Source organism: Hylemonella sp. P2_B10, from assembly GCF_056404875.1.
The window spans coordinates 592,743-614,351 of the sequence record NZ_JBFUDE010000003.1 but is presented as its reverse complement, the minus strand read 5'-3'; the positions used below and the strand labels follow the sequence as shown (position 1 = coordinate 614,351).

General features: G+C 65.7%; 19 protein-coding genes. 17 read left to right on the top strand and 2 right to left on the bottom strand.

The features are described from left to right. The first annotated feature begins 58 nt into the window (after window positions 1-58). From AC1DX2_RS15250 to AC1DX2_RS15215, 8 genes are all read left to right on the top strand, one after another. Window positions 59-925: a MurR/RpiR family transcriptional regulator gene (locus AC1DX2_RS15250; protein ID WP_477197206.1), complete on the top strand. Its 867-nt coding sequence runs from the start codon at window positions 59-61 to the stop codon at window positions 923-925. Further along, window positions 922-2,844 carry a bifunctional 5-dehydro-2-deoxygluconokinase/5-dehydro-2-deoxyphosphogluconate aldolase gene (locus tag AC1DX2_RS15245; RefSeq protein ID WP_477197205.1) on the top strand — a complete coding sequence of 641 codons (1,923 nt, stop codon included), beginning with the start codon at window positions 922-924 and terminating at the stop codon, window positions 2,842-2,844. Before AC1DX2_RS15250 ends, AC1DX2_RS15245 begins: the two co-directional genes overlap by 4 nt. 32 nt (window positions 2,845-2,876) lie before the next feature. Then, window positions 2,877-3,782 carry an NAD(P)-dependent oxidoreductase gene (locus AC1DX2_RS15240; RefSeq protein ID WP_477197204.1) on the top strand — a complete coding sequence of 302 codons (906 nt, stop codon included), beginning with the start codon at window positions 2,877-2,879 and terminating at the stop codon, window positions 3,780-3,782. A 29-nt stretch (window positions 3,783-3,811) separates the two neighbouring features. Then, entirely contained in the window at window positions 3,812-5,200 is a 1,389-nt protein-coding gene (locus tag AC1DX2_RS15235; RefSeq protein ID WP_477197203.1) for an ABC transporter substrate-binding protein, read from the top strand. Between the two features lie 30 nt (window positions 5,201-5,230). Beyond that, window positions 5,231-6,160 (top strand): branched-chain amino acid ABC transporter permease, encoded by a 930-nt coding sequence (locus AC1DX2_RS15230; RefSeq protein WP_477197202.1) that lies wholly within the window; start codon window positions 5,231-5,233, stop codon window positions 6,158-6,160. Then, entirely contained in the window at window positions 6,153-6,905 is a 753-nt protein-coding gene (locus tag AC1DX2_RS15225; RefSeq protein ID WP_477197201.1) for an SDR family NAD(P)-dependent oxidoreductase, read from the top strand. Before AC1DX2_RS15230 ends, AC1DX2_RS15225 begins: the two co-directional genes overlap by 8 nt. A gap of 25 nt (window positions 6,906-6,930) precedes the next feature. Beyond that, window positions 6,931-7,755 (top strand): SDR family NAD(P)-dependent oxidoreductase, encoded by an 825-nt coding sequence (locus AC1DX2_RS15220; protein WP_477197200.1) that lies wholly within the window; start codon window positions 6,931-6,933, stop codon window positions 7,753-7,755. A gap of 78 nt (window positions 7,756-7,833) precedes the next feature. Continuing rightward, window positions 7,834-8,253 (top strand): hypothetical protein, encoded by a 420-nt coding sequence (locus AC1DX2_RS15215; protein ID WP_477197199.1) that lies wholly within the window; start codon window positions 7,834-7,836, stop codon window positions 8,251-8,253. A 17-nt stretch (window positions 8,254-8,270) separates the two neighbouring features. Here the strand turns inward: AC1DX2_RS15215 and ffh are convergent, their stop codons facing one another. Then, entirely contained in the window at window positions 8,271-9,641 is a 1,371-nt protein-coding gene (ffh, locus tag AC1DX2_RS15210; protein WP_477197198.1) for a signal recognition particle protein, read from the bottom strand. 83 nt (window positions 9,642-9,724) lie between these two features. Here ffh and AC1DX2_RS15205 point away from each other — a divergent pair, with 83 nt between their 5' ends. From AC1DX2_RS15205 to AC1DX2_RS15165, 9 genes are all read left to right on the top strand, one after another. Beyond that, complete coding sequence (locus tag AC1DX2_RS15205; protein WP_477197197.1) at window positions 9,725-10,525, top strand: cytochrome C assembly family protein; 801 nt, start codon at window positions 9,725-9,727, stop codon at window positions 10,523-10,525. After that, window positions 10,522-10,752, top strand: coding sequence for a PP0621 family protein (locus AC1DX2_RS15200; protein WP_477197196.1), 231 nt, complete (start codon window positions 10,522-10,524; stop codon window positions 10,750-10,752). The genes AC1DX2_RS15205 and AC1DX2_RS15200 overlap by 4 nt, the downstream gene beginning before the upstream one ends. 5 nt (window positions 10,753-10,757) lie before the next feature. Further along, window positions 10,758-12,467: a sensor histidine kinase gene (locus tag AC1DX2_RS15195; protein WP_477197195.1), complete on the top strand. Its 1,710-nt coding sequence runs from the start codon at window positions 10,758-10,760 to the stop codon at window positions 12,465-12,467. Next, on the top strand, window positions 12,464-13,981 hold the full coding sequence (locus AC1DX2_RS15190; RefSeq protein WP_477197194.1) for a sigma-54-dependent transcriptional regulator: 1,518 nt from the start codon (window positions 12,464-12,466) through the stop codon (window positions 13,979-13,981). Before AC1DX2_RS15195 ends, AC1DX2_RS15190 begins: the two co-directional genes overlap by 4 nt. Before the next feature lie 506 nt (window positions 13,982-14,487). Continuing rightward, window positions 14,488-17,421, top strand: coding sequence for a ribonucleoside-diphosphate reductase subunit alpha (locus AC1DX2_RS15185; RefSeq protein WP_477197193.1), 2,934 nt, complete (start codon window positions 14,488-14,490; stop codon window positions 17,419-17,421). Between the two features lie 134 nt (window positions 17,422-17,555). Continuing rightward, window positions 17,556-18,761, top strand: coding sequence for a ribonucleotide-diphosphate reductase subunit beta (locus AC1DX2_RS15180; protein ID WP_477197192.1), 1,206 nt, complete (start codon window positions 17,556-17,558; stop codon window positions 18,759-18,761). Between the two features lie 183 nt (window positions 18,762-18,944). Further along, the gene (locus AC1DX2_RS15175; RefSeq protein WP_477197698.1) at window positions 18,945-19,415 is read left to right on the top strand and encodes a histone H1-like DNA-binding protein; all 471 of its coding nucleotides are present in this window, start codon (window positions 18,945-18,947) and stop codon (window positions 19,413-19,415) included. Window positions 19,416-19,469: 54 nt separating this feature from the next. Continuing rightward, window positions 19,470-19,844 carry a DUF167 domain-containing protein gene (locus AC1DX2_RS15170; RefSeq protein WP_477197191.1) on the top strand — a complete coding sequence of 125 codons (375 nt, stop codon included), beginning with the start codon at window positions 19,470-19,472 and terminating at the stop codon, window positions 19,842-19,844. 51 nt (window positions 19,845-19,895) lie between these two features. After that, window positions 19,896-20,699 (top strand): alpha/beta fold hydrolase, encoded by an 804-nt coding sequence (locus tag AC1DX2_RS15165; RefSeq protein ID WP_477197190.1) that lies wholly within the window; start codon window positions 19,896-19,898, stop codon window positions 20,697-20,699. A gap of 5 nt (window positions 20,700-20,704) precedes the next feature. Here the strand turns inward: AC1DX2_RS15165 and AC1DX2_RS15160 are convergent, their stop codons facing one another. Continuing rightward, window positions 20,705-21,607 (bottom strand): carbohydrate kinase family protein, encoded by a 903-nt coding sequence (locus tag AC1DX2_RS15160; protein WP_477197189.1) that lies wholly within the window; start codon window positions 21,605-21,607, stop codon window positions 20,705-20,707. Between the last annotated feature and the right edge of the window lie 2 nt (window positions 21,608-21,609).

The window sequence follows — 21,609 nt, the reverse complement described above, 5'->3', positions numbered from 1 at the left end:
ACGTTCTATTATTAAAACATGCAAGAATATTTGTTCTAATTTGACGTAGCACCACGACATGGACGCAGGCACCACTTACGACGAGTTGAAGGAGCTGATTGCCCGGGCCTACCCTGACCTGTCCAAGCAGTTGCGGCGCATCGCGCAGTACGCGCTGGAGCAACCGCACGAGCTGGCGCTGGGCACGGTGGCCACGGTGGCGCAGGCCAACGAGGTGCAGCCCTCCGCGATGATCCGCTTCGCCAATGCATTGGGTTACAGCGGCTTTTCAGAACTGCAGCAAGTCTTTCGCGGCCACCTGCTGGAGCGTTCGGACAGCTACCGCGAGCGCATAGCCCAGCTGCGGCGCAAACAGTCCAACGGCGCGCGCGCACCGGCCGGCGTGTTGCACCAGCTGGTGGGCGAGTCCGTCACCGAGCTGGGCCAGCTGGAGCACAGCATCATCCAGGCCGACCTGCAGGCCGCCGTGAAGCTGATCGCCCGCGCACCGCGCGTGCACGTGCTGGCCCAGCGCCGCGCCTTTCCGGTCGCCGGTTACCTGGCCTATGCGCTGAGCCAATTGGAGCTGCGTACCCACCTGCTGGACGGCACCGGCGGCATGCTGCGCGAAAGCCTGCGTGCCATTGACAAGGGCGACGTGCTGGTGGCGGCGAGCTTTCGCAACTATTCCCCCGAGGTGATCGAAGGCGCAGCCATCGCCGCCAAGCGCGGCGCGCAGGTGATCGCCATCACCGACGGCCCGCTGTCGCCGCTGAAGGCCTCGGCCAAGGTCTGCCTGGAGCTGGCGGACGACTCCTCCAAGCCCTTTCGCTCGCTGGTGGCGCCGCTGTGCCTGGCGCAAGCGCTGGTGGTCAGCGTGGGTCACCAACTGGCCGAGCAGGCCGCACCGCCCGCCGTCAAGCGTGGCAGCAAGGCCGCCAAATGACTCACCCCCGCCCGCTAGACCTGGTCTGCATGGGCCGCGCCGCCGTCGACCTGTACGGCGAGCAGATTGGCGGCCGGCTGGAAGACATGCAGAGCTTCAACAAATACCTGGGCGGCTCGCCCGCCAACACGGCGGTGGGCGCGGCCCGGCTGGGGTTGAAGCCGGCCATGCTGACGCGCGTGGGCAACGAGCACAACGGCCGTTTCGTGCGCGAGACCCTGCAGGCCGAAGGCGTGGACGTGGGCCATGTGGCCACCGACTCGAAACGGCTGACGGCGCTGGTATTCCTGGGTATACAGGACCGCGAGACTTTCCCGCTGGTGTTCTACCGCGACAACTGTGCCGACATGGCCATCGCGCCCACGGACTTTGACGCCGCCTTCATCGGCTCGGCCAACACGCTGTTGCTGTCGGGCACGCACCTGTCGCAACCCTTGCCGTACGAGAGTTGCCGCCAGGCCATCCGTCTGGCCAAGGCCGCCGGCACCCGCGTGGTGCTGGACATCGACTACCGCCCGGTGCTGTGGGGGCTGACCAGCCCTGGCTTGGGTGAGCAGCGCTTTGTGCCTTCGGACCAGGTCAGCGCGCACCTGCAAACGGTGGTAGCCGACTGCGACCTGATCGTCGGCACCGAGGAAGAGATTCACATCGCCGGCGGCAGCACCGACACACTGGCCGCGCTGCGCCGGCTGCGCGAGCTGTCGGCGGCCACGCTGGTGGTCAAGCGCGGGCCCATGGGCTGCGTGGTGTTTGACGGCGCCATTCCCGACCATCTTGACAAAGGCTTGCAAGGCCCGGGGTTCCCGGTGGAGGTGTTCAACGTGCTGGGCGCGGGCGACGCCTTCATGGCCGGCTTCCTGCGCGGCTGGGTGCGCGGCGAACCGCTGGCCCGCTGCTGCGCCTATGCCAATGCCTGCGGCGCGCTGGTGGTGTCGCGCCACGGCTGCGCGCCGGCCATGGCCAGCTGGGAAGAGCTGCAACACTTTCTGACGCACGGCTCCTCTACCCGGCGCCTGCGTGAGGACGCGCTGCTGGAGCGGCTGCACCGCACCACCACGCGCAAGCGCATCTGGGGGGAGCTGGTCATCCTGGCGTTTGACCACCGCAGCCAGCTGGAAGAGCTGGCGCAGCGCCACGGCGCCGCCGCCGCACGCATCCCGCAACTGAAGGCGCTGATCGCCCAAGGCGCGCGCCAGGGCGCGGCCGGGCGCGAAGGCACCGGCATCATCCTGGACGGGCGCTTTGGCGAAGACGTGCTGCCCGGCATGACGGGCCAAGGCTGGTGGGTGGCGCGACCGGTGGAACTGCCCGGCTCGCGCCCGCTGCAGTTCGAGGCCGGCAACCACCTGGGCACGGCCATGCGCGCCTGGCCCACCGAGCACGTGGCCAAGTGCCTGGTCAGCTACCACCCGCTGGACGCGGACGCGTTGCGCGCGCAGCAGCTGGCCCGGCTGCAGGAACTGCAGCAGGCCAGCGCCGACACCTTCCGCGAATTCCTGGTGGAAGTGATTCCCCCGGCCGACCTGGCCAGCGGTGAGCACACGCTGGCGCATGCGCTGGAGCAGATCTACCAGGCAGGTGTCTACCCCGACTGGTGGAAGCTGCCGCCAGCCGGCTCCGATGCGGAGTGGCAAGCCATTGCCGCCGTCATCCATCGCCACGACACGCATTGCCGCGGTGTGCTGGTGCTGGGCCTGGAAGCCAGCGAAGACCGGCTGGAGCACAGCTTTCGCGTCGCCGCACCGCACCGCATATGCCGTGGCTTTGCCGTCGGCCGCTCGATCTTTGCCAGTGCCGCCGCCGCGTGGCTGGCCGGGCAGATGAGCGACGACCAGGTGGTCAAGGACATCGCCCAGCGTTACGCACGACTGATCCAGCTGTGGGACGACGCCCGCACCCCTGCGGCCGTAGCCGCCTGAAGCAACAACCCCACACACAAGGAGATCCCACGATGACACAACCCCGCATAGGCTTCATAGGCATTGGCATGATGGGCCACGGCATGGCCAAGAACCTGCTCGCCAAGGGCTACCCGCTGACCTTCAAGGTCAACAAGAACCGCGACAACCTGGCCGATCTGCTGGCCGCCGGCGCGCAAGAGGCCAGCAGCAACGCCGCCTGTGCCGCGGCAGCCGACATCGTCTTCATCTGCGTCACCGGTTCGCCACAGGTGGAGCAGGTGGTCTATGGCCCGCAGGGCCTACTGGAGGGTGGACGCGCCGGCCTGCTGGTGGTGGACACCTCCACCGCCGAACCGGCGTCGAGTGCGCGCATACGTGCCGACCTGGCGGCCAAGGGCATCAAGCTGGTGGACGCGCCGCTGGCCCGCACACCCAAGGAGGCCGAAGAAGGCCGGCTGAACACCATGGTGGGTGCCGAAGCGGAAGACTTCGCCACGCTGCAGCCGGTGCTCAAAGCTTTCTGCGAAAACATCTTCCACGTCGGCCCGCCGGGTCACGGCCATGTGCTGAAGCTGGTCAACAACATGATGGCCATGAGCTTTGCGGCCGCCATTGCCGAGGCCTTTGCGGTGGCGGCCAAGAGCGGGCTGGATTTGAACAAGCTGTACGACGTGATCTCGGCCGGCGGCGTCAACTGCGGCATCTTCCAGATGATGGCCACCAAGACGCTGAAGGAAGGCGATGTCACCGGCTTCAAGTTCGGCATCGCCAATGCGCAAAAGGACCTGCGCTACTACACCCACTTGGCCGAGATGCTGCCTGTTGCCAGCCTGATGGGCGGCGCCGCCCACCAGAGCCTGATCCAGGCCGTCAACGCCGGCTATGGCGACAAGCTGATCGCCTCGCTGTTCGAAGCGCAGGAGAAGCTCAACGGCGTTCGCATCGTTCCCCGCTAGTTCATCCCAAAACATTCCAGGAGACAGACATGAGCGAGACAAAAGACAAGCAAACCACTTCCGCCCTGACAACCCAGACCGTGGCATCCCAGGTGCCGGCGGTTGGCCCAGAAGCCAAGGTCACCTCACGGCGCGGCATGCTGCGCGCCTCCAGCCTGGCGCTGGTGGGTGCCGGCCTGTATGGCGTGGCGCCTTTCTTCGGCCCATGGAAACACAACCACGCCTGGGCGCAGACGGGGGCTAAAAAGCCGCTGACGATAGGCCTGACCATGGACGCCTCGGGCCTTTATGCGGCCTCGGGCGGTGAGGAGCGCCTGGGAGCGATGATGGCCATCAAGGAATTCAACGACAAGGGCGGCGTGCTGGGCCGGCGCATCGAGGCCATCCACATCGACACCGAAACCACACCGGCCACCGGCTCACGCGTGGCCGAACGCATGATCAACCGCAACGAGGCGGCCTTCCTGATCGGTGCCATGCACTCCGGCGTGGCCAACGCCATCTCGCAGGTGGCGCAGAAGTACGGCACCATCTTCCTGAACACCAACTCCAGCTCGCCCACCGAGTCGGGCAAGGACTGCCACCGCAGCAAGTTCGTGTGGGACGGCAACGGCACCAACTTCTCGCACGCCATGGTGAAGAACGCCATACGCGCCAGCGGCAAGAACTGGGTGCTGCTGACCAACGACTACGTGTGGGGCCACACCACCTCCAAGGCCACCCGCGCCATCGTCGAAGCCAATGGCGGGCGCATCGTGGACGAATTGCTGGTGCCACAGAACACGCGTGACTTCTCCGCCTACCTGCTCAAACTGCAGCAGATCAAGCCCAATGTGGTGGCCACGGCGGTGGGGGGTGACGACATCAAGGCGCTGCGCCAGCAGGTGGTGCAGCTGAAGATGCACCAAAGCATGGCCTGGCTCAACAACCAGCAGGATTGGCCCGATGTCTACGGCCTGGGGCCGGAAGCCATCTTCGGTGTCTTCGGCACCACTTGGTACTGGCGCCTGGACCTGCCGGGCGTGAAGGAATTCGTGGCCGCCTACCAGAAGCAGTTTCCCGGCATGGCCATTCGCGTGCCGGGCAATGTGTACCACAACGCCTACATGTCCACGCGCGAACTGCTGCGCTGCGTGGAAGAGGCCGGCACCACCAACAACCTGGCCGTGATCAAGAAGCTGGAAGGCCGCAAGATGGCGGCGCGCGACCGTCTGCAGCATTTCGACGCCTGGATAGACCCGGTCACCCACCAGTGCCAGCAGACCATCTACATGGCCAGCTACAACGACCAGCCAGCCGAGAAGGACGACATCTTCAAGATCCTGGCGCAGGTGGACCCGAAGGAGGTGATGGACAAGGACGCCCCCGCCGCCTGCAAGATGGAAAGCCTTGAGGCCACCCCCAGCTACGAGGTCTGAACGCAGGCTCAACCACCGCTTCCACACGCCATGGATTTTCTGCTCAACCTGCTGCCCCACCTGGTCAATGGCGTGTCGCTGGGCCTGCTGTTCGCGCTGATTGCGCTGGGCTTCATGCTCATCGTCGGCGTGATGGAGACCATCAACCTGGCGCACGGCTCGCTGTTCGCGCTGGGCATGTACTTCGCGCTGTTCGTGGTCACGCCGCAGCTCGGGCTGTTTCCCGAACTCCAGGCCTGGTACATGGACTTGCCCCTCAGCCTGCGTTACATGCTGGCGCTGCTGCTGGCGCCCATCTTCGTCGGCCTGTTCGGCATGCTGCTGGAGCTGTGCCTGCGCCGCACGTATGGGCGCGACCCGCTGTATGGTCTGCTGCTGACCTTTGGCGCCGCACTGGTGATCGAAGAAGGCATACGCATGCTGTGGGGCTCGTCGGAGAGGCAGCTGGCACTGCCGCAGGCGATCTCGGGCGCCTTCCTGCTGGGCGACCTGGCGTATTCGCGCTACCGCTTCTTTGCCAGCGCCTTCGCGGTGCTGATGATCGGCCTGTTGTGGCTGTTCTTGCAAAAGACGCCGTACGGCGCCATCATCAAGGCCGGCGCGCATGACAGCGAGATGGTGCGCGCCTTGGGCATCAACCTGTCGCGCCTGCGCCTGTTGGTGTTCGGCCTGGGCGTGGCGCTGGCCGCCATCGCCGGCGTGGTGATGGCGCCGATCTGGGGCATGCGCCCGCATGTGGGGGTGGACGCTGTCGTGCCGGCCTTCCTGATCATCGTGCTGGGCGGCGTGGGTTCGCTGTGGGGCGCCGTGCTGGCCGGGCTGATGGTGGGCATGGTGGTGGGGCTGACCGGCGCCTATGCGTCGGAGTGGTCGCTGATGTCCATGTACCTGTTGTTCATCGCCGTAGTGACCTTCCGTTCACGCGGGCTGTTTGGAAAGAAGAGTATCCTGGATGTCTGAATCACAGCCCCTGAAGGGCAAGATCGCTGTCGTCACCGGTGCCGCCGGCACCATGGGCCTGGCGGCCACCCGCGTGCTGCTGGCCGATGGCTGCCGCGTGGCCATGGTGGACTTCAACCGCCAGCGCAACCAGGCGCTGGCCGCCGAGCTGGGTGCAGACGCGATGGCGTTTTCGTTTGACATCAGCGACTTCGCAGCAGTGCGCGATGGCCACGCGCAGATCGTGCAGGCGCTGGGGCCGGTGGACATTTTGGTCAACAACGCCGGCATCCTGTCCAACAACAAGGTCGAGGCCACCGACGCCACCGAATGGCGCCGCGTACTGGGTGCCAACCTGGACGGCGCCTTCTACCTGTCGCAGCAGGTGGTGCCGGCCATGAAGGCGCGGCGCAGCGGGCGCATCATCAACACCAGCTCGCTGGCCGCCAAGACCGGTGGGCTGACAGCGGGCACCGCGTATTCGGTGTCCAAGGGGGCCTTGAGCGCGCTGACGTTCTCGCTGGCGCGCGAGTTGGCTGGCTTTGGCGTCACCGTCAACGCCATCGCGCCGGCCTATGTGCGCACGCCCATGATCACCGAGCAGCTGAACGAGGAACAGCGGCAGAAGCTGCTGAAGGACATCCCGGTGGGTCGCTTTTGCGAGCCGGAGGAATTTGCGCATGTGGTGCGGTTTCTGGCCTCGCCGCTGGCGGGCTTCATCACCGGCGAGGTGGTGGACCTGAATGGCGGCTTGCTGATGGACTGAGGCAAGTTGACCGCGCTTGAAACCTATGACCGCACCCTCCTCCAACATCACTCCCAGCGTGGACTTCACCCAGGCGCTGCGCGGCCTGTTCGACCTGCGTGGCAAGACCGCTTACGTGCCCGGTGGTTATGGCGGCATTGGCGAAGCCGTGGCCTGGGGCCTGGCCATGGCTGGCGCGCGCGTGGCGGTGTCGGGCCGCGACGAGGCGCGCGCGCAGGCACTGGCGGCGCAGTTGCGCAAGGCCGGCCACGAGGCGCTGGGCCTGGCCATGGACGCGCATTCGGTGCCGCAGATGCAGGCCTCGGTGGACGCCGTGGCGCAGCACTTCGGCGCGCTGGACATCCTGGTCAATTGCGTCGGCATTCAGCGCGAGCAAAGCCTGCTGGAAGTCACCGAAGAAGCCTATGACGAGGTGCTGCAGGTCAATTTGAAAGCCGCCATGTTCCTGGCACAGGCCACGGCAAAGCAACAAATTGCCGGCAAGCGCGGCGGCGCCCAGGTGCACCTGCTGTCGGTGCGGGCGCAACTGGGTCTGCGGGGGCGCGGTTACTCGGCCTACTGCAGCAGCAAGGGCGGCCTGGTGATGCTGATACGCCAGCATGCCAGCGAGCTGGCACCGCACGGCATCACCGTCAACGGCATCGCGCCCACCGTGGTGCGCACGGAAATGGCCCGCCACTGGCTGGACAACCCCGACACCCGCAAGCAGGTGCTGGACCGCATTCCGCTGGGCCGCGTGGCCGACCCACAGGACGTGGCCGGCGCGGCGGTGTTCTTTGCCTCGCCCGGCGCCGCCTTTGTCACCGGGCAGGTGCTGTACCTGGATGGCGGTATCACGGCGTCGCAATAGCCTCGCGGGCCAGGCCGTGCCCAATGTCTTGCGCTTGCCGGTCCAGTGCCGGCACCAAAGGCCTGCCAGAATAGGCCCATGAGCAGTGCATTCCCAGCCCACGGCAATTACGAAGCCCACTTGGAAGACCCCTTGCTGGTGGCACGCACGCAGGGCAACTGGAACAAGGAAATGCACGAAAAATCAGCCGGCGTCTCCGGTCCGCTGATCCGCCAGCTCAATGCGGCCGGCCCCTGGGGCTATGTGGTGGAGATTGTGGACACGCTGGTCTACCAGCAGGAGGTGCTGGACCTGGCCGGTGCCTGGGTGCGCCTGCCCATTGCCTCGCGCCTGGCAGGCGCGGCCTGGGTGATCTCACCCCGACTGGAGGGCTACGGGCTGCTGATGCCGCGCTACCGCGCCGCGTACGGCGGCGTGGTACCCTGCGAGGTGTTCGCCACGGTGGACGAAGCCAAAGCCTGGCTCACACCGCTGGTGCAAACTGCCGCCAAGGCCTGAGCCGGTGAGTCGTCCGCTCAGCCCTGACCGGGCATGCGCGGCATGCCCTTCATGCCGGCCATGCGCTTCATCATCTTCATCATGCCGCCGCCGCGCATCTTCTTCATCATGTCCTGCATCTGCTCGAACTCTTTCAGCATGCGGTTGACCTCCTGCACCTGCACGCCGGCACCGGCGGCGATGCGGCGCTTGCGCGTGGCCTTGATGATCTCGGGCTTGCTGCGCTCCTTGGGCGTCATGCTGTGGATGATGCCTTCCTTGCGCTTGATGTCCTTCTCAGCCCGGTCCATGTCCAGCTGACCGGCCTTGGCGGTCATCGCCGCCGGCAGCTTGTCCATCAGGCTGGACAGGCCGCCCATCTGCTTCATCTGCTGCAACTGGCCCAGAAAGTCGTTGAGGTCGAAGTCGCCGCCGCTCTTGACCTTGGCGGCCAGCTTCTGCGCCGCCGCCATGTCCACGTTGGCGGTGACCTGTTCCACCAGCGCCAGGATGTCGCCCATGCCCAGCACGCGGCCGGCATGGCGCTCGGCGTCAAACACCTCCAGCCCGTCAATCTTCTCGCTCACCCCTGCGAACTTGATCGGCACGCCGGTGACGTGGCGCACCGACAGCGCGGCGCCGCCACGCGAGTCGCCATCGGTCTTGGTCAGCACGATGCCGGTCAGCGGCAGCGCGTCCTTGAAAGCCTTGGCGGTGTTGATCGCGTCCTGGCCCTGCATGGCGTCCACCACGAACAGCGTTTCCACCGGCATCAATGCCGCGTGCAGCGCCTTGATCTCGGCCATCAGCGCCTCGTCAATGGCCAGGCGGCCGGCGGTGTCCACCAGCAGCACGTCAAAGTAGTGCTTGCGCGCATAGTCCAGCGCGGCATTGGCAATGTCCAGCGGTTTCTGGTCCGGCGTGCTGGGGAACCACTCGGCACCGGCCTGGGCCGTCACCGTCTTCAGCTGCTCGATGGCCGCCGGGCGGTAGACGTCGCCCGACACCGTCAGCACCTTCTTCTTGCGCTTGTCGATCAGCAGCTTGGCCAGCTTGGCGGTGGTGGTGGTCTTGCCGGCGCCCTGCAGGCCGGCCATCAGAATCACCGCCGGCGGCTGCACCGCCAGGTTGATGTCGGCCACGCCCTCGCCCATGATGGCGGCCAGCTCGCGGTTGACGATGCCCACCAGCGCCTGGCCCGGCGTCAGCGACCCCATCACCTCCTGGCCCAGGGCCTTTTCCTTCACGTTGGCGATGAATTCGCGCACCACCGGCAAAGCCACGTCGGCTTCCAGCAGGGCCATGCGCACCTCGCGCAACATGTCGGTGACGTTGGCTTCGGTGATGCGGGCCTGGCCGCGCAATTGCTTGACCAGGCGGGAGAGTTTGTCTGAAAGAGCGGAGGCCATGGTGGGGAGTGTTCCGCTGGGCGGATCCAAAAGAGGCTGGCGAGCGGCACGGGCCGGCCAAGCGGAAAGGCTAAACTGTACCCATGATTTTAGCCAGTGCGAGCACCACCAGCGTGGCCCTGACGGCGGCGACCGCGCTGGCCTATGGGATACCCGCGCTGGGCACCCGCCTGCCCCCCCGCACCCGGGCGGCGCTGGTGCTGGCGGCCTGGCTGCTGCACGGCGCCCTGCTGGCCCTGGGTTTGTTCGGCGCCCAGGCGTATTTCGGCTTTGCACCGGCCTTGTCGGGCACCGCCTGGCTGGTGGCCGCGGTCTACGGGCTGGAGAGTTACTTCTACCCGGGTCTGCAGACCCGCTGGGGCCTGGCCGGCCTGGGTGCGCTGGCAGTACTGCTGGCGCTGGCGTTTCCGGGCAGCCCCTTGCATGCCAGCGCCTCGCCCTGGCTGGCGCTGCACTGGGCGCTGGGCATCGCCTCGTATGGCTTGTTTGGCGCCGCCGCGGTGCACGCCTGGTTCATGCTGCGTTCGGAAGACCGCATGCGCCACGGTGAAGACCCACACAGCGGCATGCCGCTGCTGACGATCGAGCGGCTGACCTTCCGCTTCGTTGCCGCCGGCTTCGTGCTGCTGAGCGCGACGCTGGTGGTGGGCTGGCTGTTCACGGAGACGCTGTACGGCCAGGGCACAACCTGGAAGTGGAGTCATAAGACGGTGTTTTCACTGCTGGCCTGGGCCACCTTTGCGGTGCTGCTGCTGGGCCGCTGGCGCTTCGGCTGGCGCGGGCGCAATGCAGTGCGCATGCTGTACACCGGCTCGGTGCTGTTGCTGCTGGCTTACGTGGGCTCGCGCTTCGTGCTGGAAGTGGTGCTGGGCCGCACGCCATGATCCGCATCCTGCTGTTGCTGGGGGCGGTGCTGCTGGCGGTGTGGGCCTGGCGCTCGGGCCGGGGCCAGACCCAGCAGGAGAAGGTGCGCCGCAAGCCGCCCGCGCCGACGCTGCAGGAAATGGCCACCTGCCCGCGCTGCGGCGTGCATTTCCCGCTGGCCGAGGGCATGGATGGCAAGGCCGGCCGCTATTGCAGCGCAGAGCACAAGCGCGCTGCCGAAGGATAGGGGCCGTGAGCACGCTGGAGGAACAGTACTCCTGGTTCGGCCCGTCGCTGCACGACCCGGACTACGACCAGGAGGAAGACACCGGCGAGTTCACCCGGCTGTGGCGCGGCTTCATGACGGCGCGCGCCATGCTGGGCCTGGTGCTGCTGCTGTTGCAAGGCACCATCTTCATCCTGACGCCGCTGCAGAACTACGCGCTGATCACAGTCTGCGGCGGCTACTTCACCGCCGCCCTGGCGGTGCGCCTGTTTTCCAAGCCGCGCTCGCTGGGCCGCAACCTGGACCCGCAGTGGCTCTACACCGTCGGCGTGGACGTGCTGACCTTCGCCGCGTTGGAGCAGTTGCAAGGCGGCAGCATCAATTACGCGCCGCTGTTCGCGCTGCCGGTGCTGCTGGCCTCGGTGCTGGGCTCGCTGCTGCTGGGCATGGGCACGGCCTCGTTTGTCAGCCTGCTGCTGCTGGCCGGCGCCACCTGGCAGTACCTGCAGGGCCAGGCCGAGGTGGCCTCGCACTTTGCCCAGGCTGCGCTGACCGGCGCCGGTTGTCTGGCGGTGGGTTTCCTGGCCAACCAGATCAGCGCCCGCCTGGCCAACGAGGAGCAGCGCTCACGGCGCAGCCTGCAGGGCGAGCGCATGCAGCGCCAGGTCAATGAGCTGGTGATCGAATCGCTGACCGACGGCATCCTGGTGGTGGACGCGCGCGGCGCCGTGCGCGCCATCAACCCGGCTGCGCGCGCGCAGCTGGGCACCCAGCGCGCACGCCGCGCCGCCTCGTTCGAGCTCAGCATGGAGCCGGGCTGGCAGCAATTGGTGGAGCTGACGCAGCAAAGCTTTGCCCAGAACAGCCCGCAGCAGGGCAATGTCACGCTGCTGCACGCTGGTGAAGGCCCGCGCCTGTTGCACGGACGCACCCGCCTGACCCCCGGGCGCGATGGCGGCGCGGAAAGCCTGTGCGTGGTGTTCCTGCAGGACCGGCGCGAACTGGAGGCACGCATGCGCACCGAAAAGCTGGCCAGCATGGGCCGCATGTCGGCGGCAGTGGCGCACGAGATACGCAACCCTCTGGCGGCCATTGTCCAGGCCAATGCGCTGCTGGAGGAAGACCTGAACCAGCCGCGCCAGCGGCAACTGACGCAGATGGTGGGGCAAAACGCCAAGCGGCTGGAGAAGATCGTGGAAGACGTGCTGAACCTGTCACGGGTGCAGCAGGGCGACGCCATCCGCGACTCGCAAGCGGTGGCCTTGAGCGAGGCGGTGGACCGCATCAGCCGCGACTGGTCGCGCCAGAGCACGCGCGCCACACCGGTGCGGGTGCTGCTGGCGCCGCAGGCACTGGAGGTGCAATTCGACCACGAGCACCTGCGCCGCGTGCTGATCAACCTGCTGGACAACGCACAGCGCTACGCCGGCACGCGCGCCGACAGCATCCAGGTGTCCACCCAGCTGGACGAACACCAGCACCCGCGCCTTGGCGTGTGGAGCGACGGCCAGCCGCTGGAGCATTCGGTGGAGCGCCACCTGTTCGAGCCCTTCTTCTCGTCGGAAAGCCGTTCCAGCGGCCTGGGCCTGTTCATCTGCCGCGAACTGTGCGAGGGCCATGGCGCCAGCATTGCCTACCTGCGCAGCCGCAGACAGGTGGGCGGGCAGTGGGCCGACGGCAACGAGTTCGTGGTCAATTTCCGCCCGGCGCCGCGCCACGCGATAATTTCACCATGAGCCGCTTGCTGGACACGCAGATTTTGGTCGTCGACGACGAGCCCGACCTGCGCACGCTGTACGAACTCACGCTGCTGCGCGAAGGCTACCGCGTGGAGGCGGCCGGTACCGTGCAGGAGGCCTCGCAACTGCTGGCCACGCGCAAGTTCGACGTCGTCATCACCGACATGCGCCTGCCCGACGGCCTGGGCATGGAGCTGCTGCGCAGCCTGAAAAGCGCGCAGCGCGCCGAGCGCTGCGTGGTCATCACCGCCTACGGCTCGGCCGAGAACGCGGTGGAGTCCCTGAAAGCTGGGGCCTTTGACTACCTGACCAAGCCGGTCGACCTGAAGCAGTTCCGCACCGTGATCGCCTCCGCCGTGCAGGATGGCGGTGAGCGCGCCGTGGCCGCCGCGCCGGCCAGCGCCGACCCGCAGCCCGCCGGCCTGGCCGCGCTGACCCGCATGGTGGGCGACTCGGCGGTGATGCGCACGGTGAAGGAGCGTATCGCCAAGGTGGCGCGCAGCATGGCGCCGGTGCTGGTGCACGGCGAATCGGGCACCGGCAAGGAACTGGCCGCGCTGGCGCTGCACGCCAACAGCCACCGCGCCGCCGGACCGCTGGTGGCGGTCAATTGCAGCGCCATTCCCGAGAGCCTGCTGGAAGCCGAATTCTTCGGTGCGCGCAAGGGCTCCTACACCGGCGCGACACAGGACCGCATGGGTTTCTTCCAGACCGCGCAGGGCGGCACGCTGTTTCTTGACGAGATCGGCGACCTGCCGCTGTCCATGCAATCCAAGCTGCTGCGGGCCATCCAGGAGCGCTGCGTGCGCCCGCTGGGCGCGGCGCAAGAGGAGCCGGTGGACGTGCGCATCGTCAGCGCCACGCACAAGGACCTGGGCGCGGAGGTGCGCGCGGGGCGCTTCCGGCAAGACCTGTACTACCGTCTCAACGTCATCGACATCCACATCCCCGCGCTGCGTCAACGCCGCGAGGACCTGCCCGCACTGTGCGAGGCGCTGCTGGCGCGCATCGCACAGGAGTCTGGCCAACCCGTGCCGAACATCACCGCGGAACAGGTGGCGCTGCTGGCCGACAACCCGCTGACCGGCAATGTGCGCGAACTGGAGAACCTGCTGCACCGCGCCGTCGCGTTGGCCGAAGGCGCCGAGCTGAAGATAGAGTGCCAGTTGCCCGCGGGCGACGCAGCAGTGCCTGGCAGCACCACCGCAGCGGCGGCAGAACCGGCGCTTGCCGTTGCGGCGTCGACACCCGGCGTGCCGGCGCTGGCGTCGCCCACCGAGGCTGGCGCGCTGCAGATTCCCAGCGACCTGCAAAGCCATCTGGATCAGCAGGAGCGCGAGATCCTGGTGGCAGTGCTGCGCGAGACCGGCTTCAACCGCACCGCCGCAGCCGCCCGGCTGGGCCTGAGCTTGCGCCAGATACGCTACCGCATCGCGCGCCTGAACATCGAGATGCCCGGCGGCGCCGAGCCCGGCGAGGACTCGGCACTCAGTCCGCTGGGGCCGGCCTGACACCACACCGGCAGGTGTTGCCCGCGCGCCATGCGGTGGTGTGGCGGATCACAATTTTTTTCTAGGTGATTTCACTGTGGAGAAAAATAAAATTTGTCGGCGCTGCCATTTCGCAACAGCCCAAAGCCACCCCTTGACACCCAACAAACGCGGTTGGCCAGCGTGACGAAGCCAGAAGCCATGCGGCCCAGACCGCGAAACTGCCGCGAAAACCCCGCCAATACTGGGTACACCTAAGCAGCACGCGATGAATCAAGGGCTGGCCGGGCCGCTGCCCCGGCGGCTGTGCGGGCACCCCAAGCCGCCGTCTCGCAGGGGGCAAAGAGGGTGCCGCCAAGCCGGCTGTCAAATTCCGGAAGTACACTATCTGTAGTGGGTTGTATTCGGCCGGCACCCCATATATAGTGTGTCTGGCCCGCCCCGGCTTTCCTTCCAAATGCCTGGAAACGCAAGCTTGGCGGCACCGGATGGCCCCAGAACAAGTAGCTGATCTCAAGAGGAAAAAGATGCAAATTGCTTTGAACCCGCAGGCCACAGTGCAAAGCGGGGTGTTGACCTTGGCAACCCAGGAACCCAACAACAGCAACCATGGCGTCAGCAACACGCTGGCCCAATACCAGATCATCCGACGCAACGGCGCAGTGGTGCCGTTTGAACCGAACAAGATTGCCGTGGCCATGATGAAGGCCTTCCTGGCGGTGCATGGCACCCAGGGTGCGGCATCGGCCAGCGTGCGCGAGACCGTGGACCAGCTGACGCAAGCCGTGGTGCGCGCGCTGATGCGTTCGCGTCCGGGCGGCGGCACCTTCCATATAGAAGACGTGCAGGACCAGGCCGAGCTGGGCCTGATGCGCGGCGGCCACCATGAGATCGCCCGCGCCTACGTGCTGTACCGCGAGCGCCGCACGCAGGAGCGCGCCAAGCAAGGCGCCAGCCAGGCCCCCGTCGCGCCGACGCTGCACGCCATCGAGAACGGCCAGCGCGTGCCGCTGGACCTGGGTTTCCTGAACAGCCTGGTGGTGGCGGCCTGTGCCGGCCTGAATGCCGACATCAAGCCCGAACCCATCATGGCCGAGACCATGCGCAACCTGTACGACGGCGTGCCCATGGACGAAGTCTTCAAGGCCATGGTGCTGGCCGCACGCACGCTGATCGAGAAAGACCCGGACTACACCTACGCCACGGCCCGGCTGCTGTTCCACACCATCGCCAAAGAGGTGTTGGGCAAGGACGTGGCGCCGGCCGACATGCAGGAGGCCTATACCGACTACTTCCCGCAGTTCATCAAGAAGGGTGTGGACAACGAGCTGCTGGACGAGAAGCTGCTGCAGTTCGATCTGAAGCGCCTGGGCGCCGCGCTGAAGGCCGAGCGCGACCTGAAGTTCGACTACCTTGGCCTGCAGACGCTGTATGACCGCTACTTCCTGCACGTGCGCAAGAGCCGCATCGAACTGCCGCAGGCCTTCTTCATGCGCGTGGCCATGGGCTTGTCGCTGAACGAGATCGACCGCGAGGCGCGCGCCATCGAGTTCTACCAGGTGCTGTCCTCGTTCGACTTCATGTCCAGCACACCCACGCTGTTCAACAGCGGCACGCTGCGCTCGCAGCTGTCTTCCTGCTACCTGACCACGGTGCCCGACGATCTGGACGGCATCTACGAGTCCATCAAGGAAAACGCGCTGCTGTCCAAATTCGCCGGCGGCCTGGGCAACGACTGGACGCGTGTGCGCGCCCTGGGCTCGCACATCAAGGGCACCAACGGCGAATCGCAAGGCGTGGTGCCGTTCCTGAAGGTGGTCAACGACACCGCGGTGGCGGTCAACCAGGGCGGCAAGCGCAAGGGCGCGGTCTGCACCTATCTGGAAACCTGGCACCTGGATATTGAAGAGTTCCTGGAGTTGCGCAAGAACACCGGCGACGACCGCCGCCGCACGCACGACATGAACACCGCCAACTGGATCCCCGACCTGTTCATGCGCCGCGTGATGGAAAAGGGCAGCTGGACGCTGTTTTCGCCCTCCAACGTGCCCGACCTGCACGACAAGTTTGGCGCCGACTTCGAAAAGGCCTATGTGGCCTATGAAGAGAAGGCCGCGCGCGGCGAGATCAAGCCGGCCCGCACCATCCAGGCTTCGGACCTGTGGCGCAAGATGCTGACCATGCTGTTCGAGACCGGCCACCCCTGGATCACCTTCAAGGACGCCTGCAACGTGCGCTCGCCGCAGCAGCATGCCGGCGTGGTGCATTCCAGCAACCTGTGCACAGAGATCACGCTGAACACCAGCGACACCGAAACCGCCGTCTGCAACCTGGGCTCCATCAACCTGTTGCAGCATCTGAAGGACGGCAAGGTCGACCACGACAAGCTGAAGAAGACCATCGCCACCGCCATGCGGATGCTGGACAACGTCATCGACATCAACTACTACGCGGTGAAGAAGGCGCGCGACTCCAACCTGCGCCACCGCCCGGTGGGCCTGGGCGTGATGGCCTTCCAGGACAGCCTGTACCAGCTGCGCATTCCCTACGCCAGCCCTGGCGCGGTGCAGTTCGCCGACGAGTCGATGGAAGCCATCTGCTACTACGCCTATTGGGCCTCCACCGAGTTGGCCAAGGAGCGCGGCAAGTATTCCAGCTACAAGGGCTCGCTGTGGGACAAGGGCATCCTGCCGCTTGACACGCTGGACCTGCTGGCCCAGGCGCGCGGCGGCTATGTGGAAGTGGACCGCTCGTCCACGCTGGACTGGGACGCGCTGCGCCAGAAGATCGCCGCTGACGGCATGCGCAATTCCAATTGCGTGGCCATCGCCCCCACTGCCACCATCTCCAACATCATCGGCGTCGACGCGTCGATTGAACCCAGCTTCGGCAACCTGTCGGTCAAGTCCAACCTGTCGGGCGAGTTCACCGTCATCAACGGCTACCTGGTGCACGACTTGAAGCGACTGGGCCTGTGGGATGACGTGATGGTGATGGACCTGAAGCACTTCGACGGGTCGCTGGCCCCGATCGACCGCGTACCGCAAGACGTCAAGGCCTTGTACGCCACCGCCTTCGAGGTGGAAACGCAATGGCTGGTGGAAGCCGCTGCGCGCCGCCAGAAGTGGATTGACCAGGCGCAGTCGCTGAACATCTACATGGCCGGTGCATCGGGCAAGAAGCTGGACGACACCTACAAGCTGGCCTGGCTGCGCGGCCTGAAGACCACTTACTACCTGCGCACCATCTCGGCCACGCATGCCGAGAAGTCCACCGTGGCCTCGGGCAAGATGAACGCCGTGTCCTCCGGTGGTGGCGAAACGCAGATGGCTGCACCCGCTGCGAAGCCGAGTGCGCTCGATGCCGCTGCAGCAGCAGCGCGCGCGCAGATGGACAGCGCACCGGCAACCGACATCAAGTTTTGCGCCATCGACGATCCCACTTGCGAAGCCTGCCAGTGACACTCGGTGACCTGAGGCCAGCGCATCGCGGCACACGCCGCGATGCATACGAACAACAAAAAACGGCAGCGATGTGAATGAATACTTTCCATTTCACCGCGCTGCTCTCATAATTCGCACATTGGATATCCTCTATGTTGACCTGGGACGAAGAAGTCAAGCCCACATCGCAACTGCCTTTTGCCCGCGGCGCCTCCGGCGACCGCATGACGGAGTCACCCCTGCATTCGCCCACACTGCGCCATGTGAATGACGCGGCGCTGAGCACGCCTGCGCAAACACCGCACGCGCAGCCGGCACAGGTTGCGCCCGCCACGCCGTTCCAGCGCATCAAGGCTTCGGACAAGCGCATCATCAACGGCCAGACCGACGTCAACCAATTGGTGCCGTTCAAGTACAAGTGGGCCTGGGAAAAATACCTGGCTGCCTGCGCCAACCACTGGATGCCGCAAGAGGTCAACATGACGCGCGACATCGCGCTGTGGAAAGACCCGAATGGTTTGACCGAGGACGAGCGCCGCATCGTCAAGCGCAACCTGGGCTTCTTCGTCACCGCCGATTCGCTGGCCGCCAACAACATCGTGCTGGGCAGCTACCGCCACATCACCGCGCCTGAGTGCCGCCAGTTCCTGCTGCGCCAGGCGTTTGAAGAGGCCATCCACACCCACGCGTACCAATACATCGTCGAGTCGCTGGGCCTGGACGAGAGCGAGATCTTCAACGCCTACAACGAAGTCACGTCGATCCGCGACAAGGACCAGTTCCTGATCCCCTTCATCGAGACGCTGACCAACCCGCACTTCACCACCGGCACACTGGAAAACGACCAGAAGCTGCTGAAGTCGCTGATCGTGTTCGCCTGCCTGATGGAAGGCCTGTTCTTCTACGTCGGCTTCACGCAGATTTTGGCGTTGGGCCGGCAGAACAAGATGACCGGCGCGGCCGAGCAGTACCAATACATCCTGCGCGACGAGTCCATGCACTGCAATTTCGGCATCGACCTGATCAACCAGATCAAGCTCGAGAACCCGATGCTGTGGACGGCCGAGTTCAAGGCCGAGATCAACGTGCTGTTCCACCAGGCGGTGGAGCTGGAGTACAAGTACGCCGAGGACACCATGCCGCGCGGCGTGCTGGGCATGAACGCCTCCATGTTCAAGGGCTACCTGCGCTACATCGCCAACCGGCGCGCCACGCAGATCGGCCTGGAAGCGCTGTTCCCCAACGAAGAAAATCCATTCCCCTGGATGAGCGAAATGATCGACCTGAAGAAAGAACGCAATTTCTTCGAAACCCGGGTGATTGAATACCAATCGGGTGGCGCGCTGTCCTGGGATTGATCGCTCACATAAACAATCAATGGCTTCAAGAACTTCACACACCGCAAGACGTCCCGCAGAGGACGCTGGCGGCGTGTGTTCCCGTGTTCATGGTGTTGGGTTTGGACCCAGCACCATGAATCGCTTTGTGCAGTCCAACAAGCACGAAGTGCTCTTTGTAACTTGATCAAGGAGAATATTGAAATGGCAACTGCAAAGAAAGCGGCCGCTAAGAAGGCCCCCGCGAAGAAGGCTCCGGCCAAGAAAGTAGCGGCTAAGAAACCGGCCGCCAAGAAGGCACCGGCGAAGAAGGCTCCGGCCAAGAAGGCACCGGCGAAGAAGGCTCCGGCCAAGAAGGTCGCTGCCAAGAAGCCAGCCGCCAAGAAGGCACCGGCGAAGAAAGTAGCGGCCAAGAAGGCTCCGGCGAAGAAAGCCGCTGCCAAGAAGGCCCCGGCGAAAAAGGCTGCGGCCAAGAAGCCTGCTGCCAAAAAGCCCGCTGCCAAAAAGCCCGCTGCCAAAAAGGCGGCCAAAAAGCCTGCTGCCAAAAAGCCTGCTGCCAAAAAGGCCGCCAAAGCTCCTGCTGCGAAAGCAGCGCCGGCGCCCGCTGCCCCTGCGGCTCAGACCACTCTGAACCCGCAGGCTGCTTGGCCGTTCCCCACGTCCACCAAGCCCTAACCGGCTTCAGTGGTACGCTGAAAGCCCGGTGCCGCAAGGCCCCGGGCTTTTTTCATGGCTGCCTCTTCTCCATCACCTGCTGCCCCCACCGCCTCCGCGCCCGGCGCTGTGTTGCCTGTTGCACCTTTCCTGCGCCAGGAGAAAGACGGCGCGGTCATCATCGACCTGCACGTCAGTCCGCAGGCGCGGCACACCGGTGTTGCCGGCCTGCATGACGGTGCACTGGCTTTGCGGCTGAAAGCCCCACCCGTGGACGGCAAGGCCAATGTCGCGCTGCTGGCCTGGTTGGCGGACACGCTGGTCGTGCCGCGCAACAGCCTGGCGCTGGCGCGCGGTCATGCCAGCAGGCGCAAGCAGGTGCGCGTCGCTACCGCGCAAGTGGGCCGGGCGCGTTGGCAGGCATTGCTGGTCAGCGCGGACAAACCTTGAACGGCTGGCTAGAATTTTCCCAACACAACCACCCAAGTGAACGGCCGCGCCATGGACCCCCTGGTCAAGAACAACGTCACCGTCACCGGCAATGCGCAGGCGGTGCGCACACTGGTGTTCGTGCACGGCTTCGGCACCGACCAGCGCGCCTGGCGCGATGTCTGCCAAGCGCTGATGAACGACTACCGCATCGTGCTGCTGGACAACGTCGGCGCTGGCGGCACGCCGCCACAAGCCTTCGTGCAGCACCACTACCTGGATCTGCAGCGCTACGCCACCGACCTGCTGGACGTGTGTGCCGCGCTGGACCTGCGCCAGGCCGTGCTGGTAGGCCACTCGGCAGGTGCGATGATGGGCTTGCTGGCCGCGCTGCGTGAACCCCACCGCTTTGCCAAACTGGCACTGGTCGGTGCCTCGCCCCGCTACCTGGACGACGACGATGGCTACCGGGGCGGCTTCAAGCCCGATGACCTCAATGCGCTGTACCGCGCGATCACCCTGTCGCTGTCCGACTGGGCGGACCAGTTTGCCCCCGCCGCCATGGGCAACGCCGACCGGCCAGCGCTGGCACAGCACTTCGCCGACACCATCAAAAGCATCCCGAAGGAGCGCGCACTGACCGTGCTGTGCGCCATCTTCCAGTCCGACCACCGTGCCGACGTGGCCCGCCTGACACAGCCCACGCTGTTGGTGCAGGCGCAAGACGACATCGCCGTGCCGCTGGAAGTGGCGCAGTACCTGCACGCACACATCCCCCACAGCCAGCTGGAAGTGGTCAACGCCAGCGGCCACCTGCCGCACATCAGTGCACCGCAGGAGGTGCTGCGGGTGCTGCTGCCGTTCCTGGCGGCCTGAACGTCTTACAGCCCCAGCGCCTTCACATCCACCTGGTAGTTCTGCGGCCCCTTGTGCGCGATCTTGATCGCACCCATGTGGTTGCCCAACTCGGCGCAACGCGTCAGCGGCCAGCCGCGCTCCAGGCCATACAGCAGCGCACCGCGGAAGGCGTCGCCGCAGCCGGTGGGGTCCACCACCGCCTTTTCCGGTACCGAGGGCACGCGCGTGGTCTGACCCTTGACCCAGACATCGCAGCCCACCGCGCCCAGCGTGACGATCATGCCGTCCACGTGTTGCGACAACTCGTCCAGGCTCCAACCGGTGCGGTCGCTGAGCATCTTGCCTTCGTAGTCGTTCAGCGTGATCCAGGTGGCCAGCTCGACGAAGTGGCGCAGTTGCTCGCCGTTGAAGCGCGGCAGTTGTTGACCAGGGTCGAACACGAAAGGAATCCCGGCGGCCTTGAACTCCTCCGCATGCTGCAGCATGGCGTCGGCACCGTCCGGCGCGATGATGCCCACCTTGATGTCCGCCCGCGCCGCGATGTGGTTCAGCTGCGCGAAACTCATCGCACCGGGGTGAAAGCCGTTGATCTGGTTGTTGTCCTGGTCGGTGATGATCAGCGCCTGCGCGGTGTAGCTGTCATCCAGCTTGCGCACGAATTCACCGCTGATGCCCAGGCTGGACAGCCGGTTCACGTATTCACCGCCATCCTGGCCCAGGGTGGCCATGGGCAGCGGGTCGCCACCCAGTTGCTTCAGTGCATAGGCGATGTTGCCGGCACAGCCGCCAAAATCGCGCCGCAGCGCCGGCACCAGGAAGGACACGTTGAGGATGTGCAATTGGTCGGGCAGGATCTGCTCGGCAAAGCGCCCCTCGAAGTTCATGATGGTGTCAAACGCCAGCGAGCCGCAGATGATGGAGGCCATGG

Bases quoted from the DNA above. Each gene is read 5' to 3' on its own strand.
- AC1DX2_RS15250 (WP_477197206.1), top strand. From the start codon at position 59: ATGGACGCAGGCACCACTTACGACGAGTTGAAGGAGCTGATTGCCCGG.
- AC1DX2_RS15245 (WP_477197205.1), top strand. From the start codon at position 922: ATGACTCACCCCCGCCCGCTAGACCTGGTCTGCATGGGCCGCGCCGCC.
- AC1DX2_RS15240 (WP_477197204.1), top strand. From the start codon at position 2,877: ATGACACAACCCCGCATAGGCTTCATAGGCATTGGCATGATGGGCCAC.
- AC1DX2_RS15235 (WP_477197203.1), top strand. From the start codon at position 3,812: ATGAGCGAGACAAAAGACAAGCAAACCACTTCCGCCCTGACAACCCAG.
- AC1DX2_RS15230 (WP_477197202.1), top strand. From the start codon at position 5,231: ATGGATTTTCTGCTCAACCTGCTGCCCCACCTGGTCAATGGCGTGTCG.
- AC1DX2_RS15225 (WP_477197201.1), top strand. From the start codon at position 6,153: ATGTCTGAATCACAGCCCCTGAAGGGCAAGATCGCTGTCGTCACCGGT.
- AC1DX2_RS15220 (WP_477197200.1), top strand. From the start codon at position 6,931: ATGACCGCACCCTCCTCCAACATCACTCCCAGCGTGGACTTCACCCAG.
- AC1DX2_RS15215 (WP_477197199.1), top strand. From the start codon at position 7,834: ATGAGCAGTGCATTCCCAGCCCACGGCAATTACGAAGCCCACTTGGAA.
- ffh (WP_477197198.1), bottom strand. From the start codon at position 9,641: ATGGCCTCCGCTCTTTCAGACAAACTCTCCCGCCTGGTCAAGCAATTG.
- AC1DX2_RS15205 (WP_477197197.1), top strand. From the start codon at position 9,725: ATGATTTTAGCCAGTGCGAGCACCACCAGCGTGGCCCTGACGGCGGCG.
- AC1DX2_RS15200 (WP_477197196.1), top strand. From the start codon at position 10,522: ATGATCCGCATCCTGCTGTTGCTGGGGGCGGTGCTGCTGGCGGTGTGG.
- AC1DX2_RS15190 (WP_477197194.1), top strand. From the start codon at position 12,464: ATGAGCCGCTTGCTGGACACGCAGATTTTGGTCGTCGACGACGAGCCC.
- AC1DX2_RS15185 (WP_477197193.1), top strand. From the start codon at position 14,488: ATGCAAATTGCTTTGAACCCGCAGGCCACAGTGCAAAGCGGGGTGTTG.
- AC1DX2_RS15180 (WP_477197192.1), top strand. From the start codon at position 17,556: ATGTTGACCTGGGACGAAGAAGTCAAGCCCACATCGCAACTGCCTTTT.
- AC1DX2_RS15175 (WP_477197698.1), top strand. From the start codon at position 18,945: ATGGCAACTGCAAAGAAAGCGGCCGCTAAGAAGGCCCCCGCGAAGAAG.
- AC1DX2_RS15170 (WP_477197191.1), top strand. From the start codon at position 19,470: ATGGCTGCCTCTTCTCCATCACCTGCTGCCCCCACCGCCTCCGCGCCC.
- AC1DX2_RS15165 (WP_477197190.1), top strand. From the start codon at position 19,896: ATGGACCCCCTGGTCAAGAACAACGTCACCGTCACCGGCAATGCGCAG.
- AC1DX2_RS15160 (WP_477197189.1), bottom strand. From the start codon at position 21,607: ATGGCCTCCATCATCTGCGGCTCGCTGGCGTTTGACACCATCATGAAC.